At 63.1% G+C, this 5,641-nt stretch carries 5 protein-coding genes and 1 pseudogene; all 6 read right to left on the minus strand.

What is annotated here, in order from left to right; all coding sequences use genetic code 11:
• On the minus strand, window positions 1-899 hold an 899-nt coding region (locus tag EN964_RS22430; RefSeq protein WP_164775931.1), incomplete at its 3' end, for a UDP-glucuronic acid decarboxylase family protein.
• 23 nt (window positions 900-922) lie between these two features.
• Window positions 923-2,026, minus strand: a complete 1,104-nt coding sequence (locus tag EN964_RS22435) for a glycosyltransferase (protein WP_127268455.1) — start codon at window positions 2,024-2,026, stop codon at window positions 923-925.
• Window positions 2,023-3,117 carry a glycosyltransferase gene (locus EN964_RS22440; RefSeq protein WP_127268454.1) on the minus strand — a complete coding sequence of 365 codons (1,095 nt, stop codon included), beginning with the start codon at window positions 3,115-3,117 and terminating at the stop codon, window positions 2,023-2,025. Before EN964_RS22440 ends, EN964_RS22435 begins: the two co-directional genes overlap by 4 nt.
• Window positions 3,114-4,244, minus strand: a complete 1,131-nt coding sequence (locus EN964_RS22445; RefSeq protein ID WP_127268453.1) for a glycosyltransferase — start codon at window positions 4,242-4,244, stop codon at window positions 3,114-3,116. The genes EN964_RS22440 and EN964_RS22445 overlap by 4 nt, the downstream gene beginning before the upstream one ends.
• A gap of 2 nt (window positions 4,245-4,246) precedes the next feature.
• On the minus strand, window positions 4,247-5,347 hold the full coding sequence (locus tag EN964_RS22450; protein WP_127270575.1) for a glycosyltransferase family 4 protein: 1,101 nt from the start codon (window positions 5,345-5,347) through the stop codon (window positions 4,247-4,249).
• Window positions 5,332-5,641: pseudogene (locus tag EN964_RS22455) on the minus strand (B12-binding domain-containing radical SAM protein); the annotation flags it as partial. The pseudogene EN964_RS22455 and the gene EN964_RS22450, both read right to left, overlap by 16 nt.

Consider the following 5,641-nt stretch of genomic DNA (forward strand, 5'->3'; position numbering starts at 1 on the left):
CAGCCGAGCAGCGCTTTTGCACGCGAAATATCGGGCTGCCTGCGCCGAGGATCATCTTGCGGCAGCGGCAGAAATCTCAAATCCGATTTGGTGCCGGTCATCGCCTTCACCAGCGCCGCCAGTCGCACGATGGTGAATTCTCCGGGATTGCCCAGATTGACCGGCTTGCCCGGATTGGGGTCGATGTCCATCAGTCGCCTCAATCCATCGATCTGATCGGAGACATAGCAGAAGGACCGCGTTTGCAAGCCGTCGCCGAAGATCGTCAGAGGACGTTTTTCTAACGCCTGCATGATCAGGTTTGAGACGATGCGGCCATCCGCCGGATCCATTCTCGGACCGTAGGTGTTGAAGATGCGCGCGACGCGCACGTCGGCTTTGCCGGCTCTAAGATAGTCGAAGCAAAGCGTTTCGGCAGTGCGCTTGCCCTCGTCGTAGCAGGCGCGCGGGCCTGTGCAGTTCACATGGCCAACATAGTCCTCCCTCTGGGGATGTTGCTCCGGATCGCCATACACTTCGCTCGTCGAGGCCTGTAGCAGCCGCGCGTCATATCGGACAGCGAGTTCGAGCAGGTTGAGCGTGCCGATCACGCAGGTTCGCGTGGTGTGTATCGGGTCGGCCTGGTAACGCGGCGGCGAGGCAGCGCATGCCAGGTTGTAGATGCGATCCACGGGCTCGCCGAGATCCAATGGCCGGCAGATGTCCTGCTCGATCAATCGGAAACCCGGCTGATCCATGATCGAGATGATGTTTTCCATGCGCCCTGTCAGGAAATTGTCGGCGCAGATCACGCGCCAGCCATCGCGGAGCAATGCTTCGCAAAGATGCGAACCGAGGAATCCCGCACCGCCGGCGACAAGCACTGCCTTTGCCCTTTGCGCGTTTCTTTTTTGTCGCATCGTCGTTTTCTCCTGTATGCCGGTCATGCTGCGCTTCCGATGTCGAAATCGAGGGCCGCCGCCCTTGGCTGTGTCAACGCCGTCACGAATTCGCGCGCTCTGGCCGCACCGGTGTGGGATGCGAGGACGCGTTCGCGGGCCCGGCGGGCCATGGCGAGGCGTGTGCGCTCGGACTCGCCGAAGAGGATTTCGATGACATCGTCCGTTTCCCCGGCGTTGTGAATCGCCGATGCGGGAAAGAAGCTGTCGAGCCCTGGCCAGCGATCGCTGATGATGGGCGTGCCGCAAGCAGCCGCTTCGAACAGGCGCACACTGGGTGACCATCCGGCAGCGATCATGGAACTGCGTGTGACGTTCAGCGTGTAACGCTGACGGCTGTAGAACGCGGCATGATCGGCCGGCGGCAAATGTTCGATGCGTTCGACATTGTCCGGCCAGGTGATGTCGGATGGGTATTGCGAGCCGGCTACGACGAAACGGCGGTCCGGCATACGCCGTGCTGGTTCGAGCAGCAGCGCGTTCAGCGTTGCCTGCCGGTCGGCACTGTAGGTGCCGAGATAGCCGAGATCCCAGCGGATCGGATCGCCGGTCCGGTGGTGCCGTTCCGGGTCGACCGAGCAGTAGAGCGGTTCGGCGCGGCGCGCGCCGAACTCCTCCACCAGACGGCCAAGCATCGGCCCGCCGGTGAACGAGAAGTAGACATCAAAATACGGAATCTGCCGCCAGCTCAGGTAATCGCAATCATCGGCTGAAAGCTGCGCCACGGTTACCGGCGTGTCGATGTCGTAGAAGCAGAAGCGCCCTTTGCAAAATGAAGCGACGATGTCGATGACCACGCGCCCTTCCGGCACGAAGGAGCCCATGACGACAATGTCGGCCTGCTCCAGGCACCGGGCGTAGTCGCTTTGCAACTCCGCAGTGGTTTCGTAGTAGCGCAAGGCGCAGAAATCCGGATCTCGCAGATCGCGGTGGTTGGCGTACCACGGCACGTCTCGCTCCAGAAAGGTCACGCGGTGGCCGAGTTCGTGCAGACCTTTCAGCAGGCCTCGAAACGTCGTGGCGTGGCCGTTTCCCCAGGACGAGGACAGCGACAGGCCGAGAAAGACGATGTCCAATTGCTTGGTCATTCCGCTGCCTCCACGGTCCCCTGCTCGAAATGACGTTTGAAGACGGCATCGGCCACGTCCGCCCGCAGCGCGTAGGTATGGTCGGCCAGCACGCGGCAAAGTGCGGCCTGGCCGATTGCCTTCGCCCGACTGGAGGTCAGCGAGCGCATGATCTCGGCGACATCGCCGCCGTCCCGTGCCACCAGGATCTCCTCGTCTGGTTTCAGGAACAGTTCCACGCCCAGCCATGCGTCGGTGATGAGGCAGGCACCGGCGCCGGCCGCCTCGAAGACACGCGTGGCCGGTGAAAAACCGTTTACGGCCATGCTGTCGCGACTGATGTTCAGCACGGCCTTGGGAGTGACGTTGAAGGCATTATGATCGCGGGTGCCAACGTGACCGAGCCAGCCGACATTGGCGGGAAGCGGCTTGTCCCCCCAGCCCGATCCGCCGAGCAGAAAGCGCTGTTTCGGCAGCTGGCTTGCGGGATCGAGGAAGAATGCTTCGACACGCGCCTCACGATCCGGCAGCCGGTTGCCGAGGAACGCCAGATCGCAAGCGAAACGCGCATTGCTGGCGACCGGGTGATGCGTTTGGGGATCGAGCGCATTGTAAATCGGCACGCATTCGTTCGCCCCCATGGCACGGTAGGCCCAGACGACGGGGTCGCCGCCGCCATAGGTCAGCACAAGGTCGATTTCTTGCAGGGCGCCATGGAGCGGATGGTCCGGTTCGTCGCGCAGCTGGGCAAGGGTTGCCGGAGCGTCCACGTCCCAGAATACCACCAGCGCGTCGCTGCGGGCATGGTCGAGAACGGCGCGCAGCAGCGCCTCGTCCTCGAAACCGACGCCACTCGCCTTGACGACGATGTCGGCGCTGGCGGCGCGTGCCGCGACCTGCATCAACGCGTGCTGGGTCGCTTCATAAACGACCACTGTGCACCAGTCAGGGGCCTCGATGTCGCGGTTCTTCTGCCGGTCGTAGACGTCGGGCTCATAGAAGGTGATTTCGTAGCCCAATTGGGCAAGCGCCTTCAGCAAGCCGCGATAGTAGGTCGCGGCACCGTTCCAGTAGGACGACAAAAGGCTCGATCCATAGAATGCCATCTTCATGCGGCGGCTTCCTTTGCGGTGGTCTTGTTGATGGTATGTTCGGTTGTGCATTCCGTGAGCACGCCGAACAACTCGTCGACGCGGTGCTGGCAGGTGTGCCGCGAGCGGATGGTCTCGAGACCCGAAGTCACCAGGGAAGCCGCGAAATCCGCATCGGCCAACACCGCCCGCAGGTGTTGCCGCATTTGCGAGCCATTGTGGGCGAACAGGAAGTCGACGCCGGGCCTGAACAGCTGCTCGACATCGGACCATGGTGCTGAAATCAGCGGAATGCCGCAGGCGAGTGCCTCGAACATGCGGATCGTCGGAATTCCAGGCAAACCCTCACGATAGGGGCGCCGCGGGATGTGGACGGTGACACGATGCGCGGCGAACGCCTTCGGCACGTCGGCATTGGCGATCCATCCGTCATAGCGCAGTCCGGCGGTGGCCAGATCCGCAAGTGCGGGCTTGGGGTAGCGTACGCCGTGCACGGTGGCCTCGAGACCGAGATCGTGTACCGGCTCGATTAGAAACTCCTTGAGTTCGGCGGTTCGTTCATCGTCGCCCCAGTTTCCAATCCAGACCAGATCGGACGTGGGGTGGATCTCCGGGTGCGGCTTGAACAGGCGATCGTCCGCAGCTTCATGCCAGGTGAAGACGCGCTTGCCCCAGCCGGCGCGCAAATAGCTCTCGCGCAAGGCCTCGCCAAAGGCGAGAACGCCGTCATAGTGCTCCAACCGCAGCGCCGAGATTGCCTCGGTCGCCGATACCGCCCGGTGGTGGGTGTCATGAAACAGAAGGATGAAGTTGCCGCCAGCGGCCCGGGCACGGCCGATACGTGCGACAAGCTTCGGATCCGTCCACTCATGAACGATCACAACGTCGGCCTCAGCGATCCAGGCCTCGTGATCGAACCCGACATCGTAGGTCACCGGCATCAGTTCTGGGAAATCCTTGCGGAAGCGTTCGATGGCGAAGGATCCCTTCTCAGCCAGCAGGTTCGAACGGCTCCAGCCGTCGGACGGCTCCAGCGCGACCGCCTGGTGCCGGCGCGCGACCAGTTCCCGCATGATACCGCGCAGGAAATGGGCATTGCCGTGGTTCCAGTCGGAAACGACCGAGTGGGTGTAGAACAGAAAGCGCATGGTCAGCGCCCCGCCATGGCCAGGGCCGCCTTGTCGTAGATGCCTCGCATGGCCGCCGCTTGCCTGGCCAGTGTAAACCGGCGGCTTCGTCGCAGGGCTGCCTGGCCGAGCTCCCGCCTGAGTTCGACATCGCTGGAGAGACGATTGAGGCAGGCAGCGAGGTCGTGGGGATTGCGCGCGTGAAAGAACATCGCGGCCCCGTCCCATAGTTCGCGATAGGTTGCGATGTCGGAAAGCACCAAGGGCGTCGCCGACATGGCAGCTTCCAGCGCGGCCAGACCGAATGGCTCATAGATTGATGGCGACACGAAAATGCCGGCGCGCGCCATCAAGGAGCGCACCTCGTGAGACGGCAGTGCTCCCAGAGGAACAGCATAGCTGAAGCTGGTACGCCCGCCGTTGGGACCGTGCATCGAACCGGCGGCAAAAACGGGCCATTGCGTCAGCGACGCGGCCTGGTCGATCACCGCCGCATTCTTGCCCTCGTCCCACCAGCGGGCAGCGGCGAAGACGAGCGGTTGGCGCTTTTCGGTCTTCGGCACCGGACTGGCACTATTTCCGACCACACTGAGACGCGCGATCGGGCCATAGCAGGTCTCAAGCATGTCGGCATGGCTGCGGCTCGGCACGATAACAGCGTCGGCCCGATCCAAGCCGCGCCTGTTGCGCTCCTTCTGCCAGGCCCATGCGCCATCCACTGCCTGTTTCCTGACGGCGTGGAACCATGTCGTCACGCAGGAATGCGAGACCACCACGGCTGGGCACGGCGCATCGAATCCCGCCGCCTGCGTTGGTGCGTTGAAATGAACAAGGTCGATGGCGTGGTCGCGCATGGGCGCAAGCAATTCCCGCGGCAGCGCGTCGAGGTCGCCGCCGTTGCGGGTCATCCAATCCGGCGGCGTACTCAACCAGATCAGCGTCGTGAAAGCCTCCGCCTCCGCAGCCTGCTGCCTCGACGGTTGTGGACCGAGGCCGGCAAGCACCACACTGTCGCCGCCGTTCACAAGTTCCCGTGCCAGATCAAGGGCATAGCGCCATACGCCGCCCACGGCATCGACGGTCATCAGGATGCGCCGCGAGCGCGGCGTCAGTGTCCGCAACATGTCGCCTCCAGTTCCGCCAGCGGTCGCGGCCGCCTCTCCTGGATGTCACTGAATTTCTGGAAAGATGCGAGGTAGTGGTCATGGGCGCGTTCCCAGGCAAGGTCGTCGGGTTCGCCCCAAAGCTCGCGGTAGCTGGGCGAACTCGGATACGGGTAAAGCGGCACAGGTTCGTTGGCCCATACGCCGTGGTCGATCAGGTGGGTTCGCCAGTGCTCGACCAGGGCGGGATCATCCTCGACCACGCCGATCAGATTGGCCTGAACGAATGGAACGTGACGTCTGGCATCGACGAGC

Source organism: Mesorhizobium sp. M7A.F.Ca.CA.001.10.2.1, assembly GCF_003998575.1.
Taxonomy (GTDB): Bacteria; Pseudomonadota; Alphaproteobacteria; order Rhizobiales; family Rhizobiaceae; genus Mesorhizobium.

Excerpts from the sequence above, each read along its gene's own strand:
- EN964_RS22450 (WP_127270575.1), bottom strand. The coding sequence starts at position 5,347 with ATGTTGCGGACACTGACGCCGCGCTCGCGGCGCATCCTGATGACCGTC.
- EN964_RS22435 (WP_127268455.1), bottom strand. The coding sequence starts at position 2,026 with ATGACCAAGCAATTGGACATCGTCTTTCTCGGCCTGTCGCTGTCCTCG.
- EN964_RS22440 (WP_127268454.1), bottom strand. The coding sequence starts at position 3,117 with ATGAAGATGGCATTCTATGGATCGAGCCTTTTGTCGTCCTACTGGAAC.
- EN964_RS22445 (WP_127268453.1), bottom strand. The coding sequence starts at position 4,244 with ATGCGCTTTCTGTTCTACACCCACTCGGTCGTTTCCGACTGGAACCAC.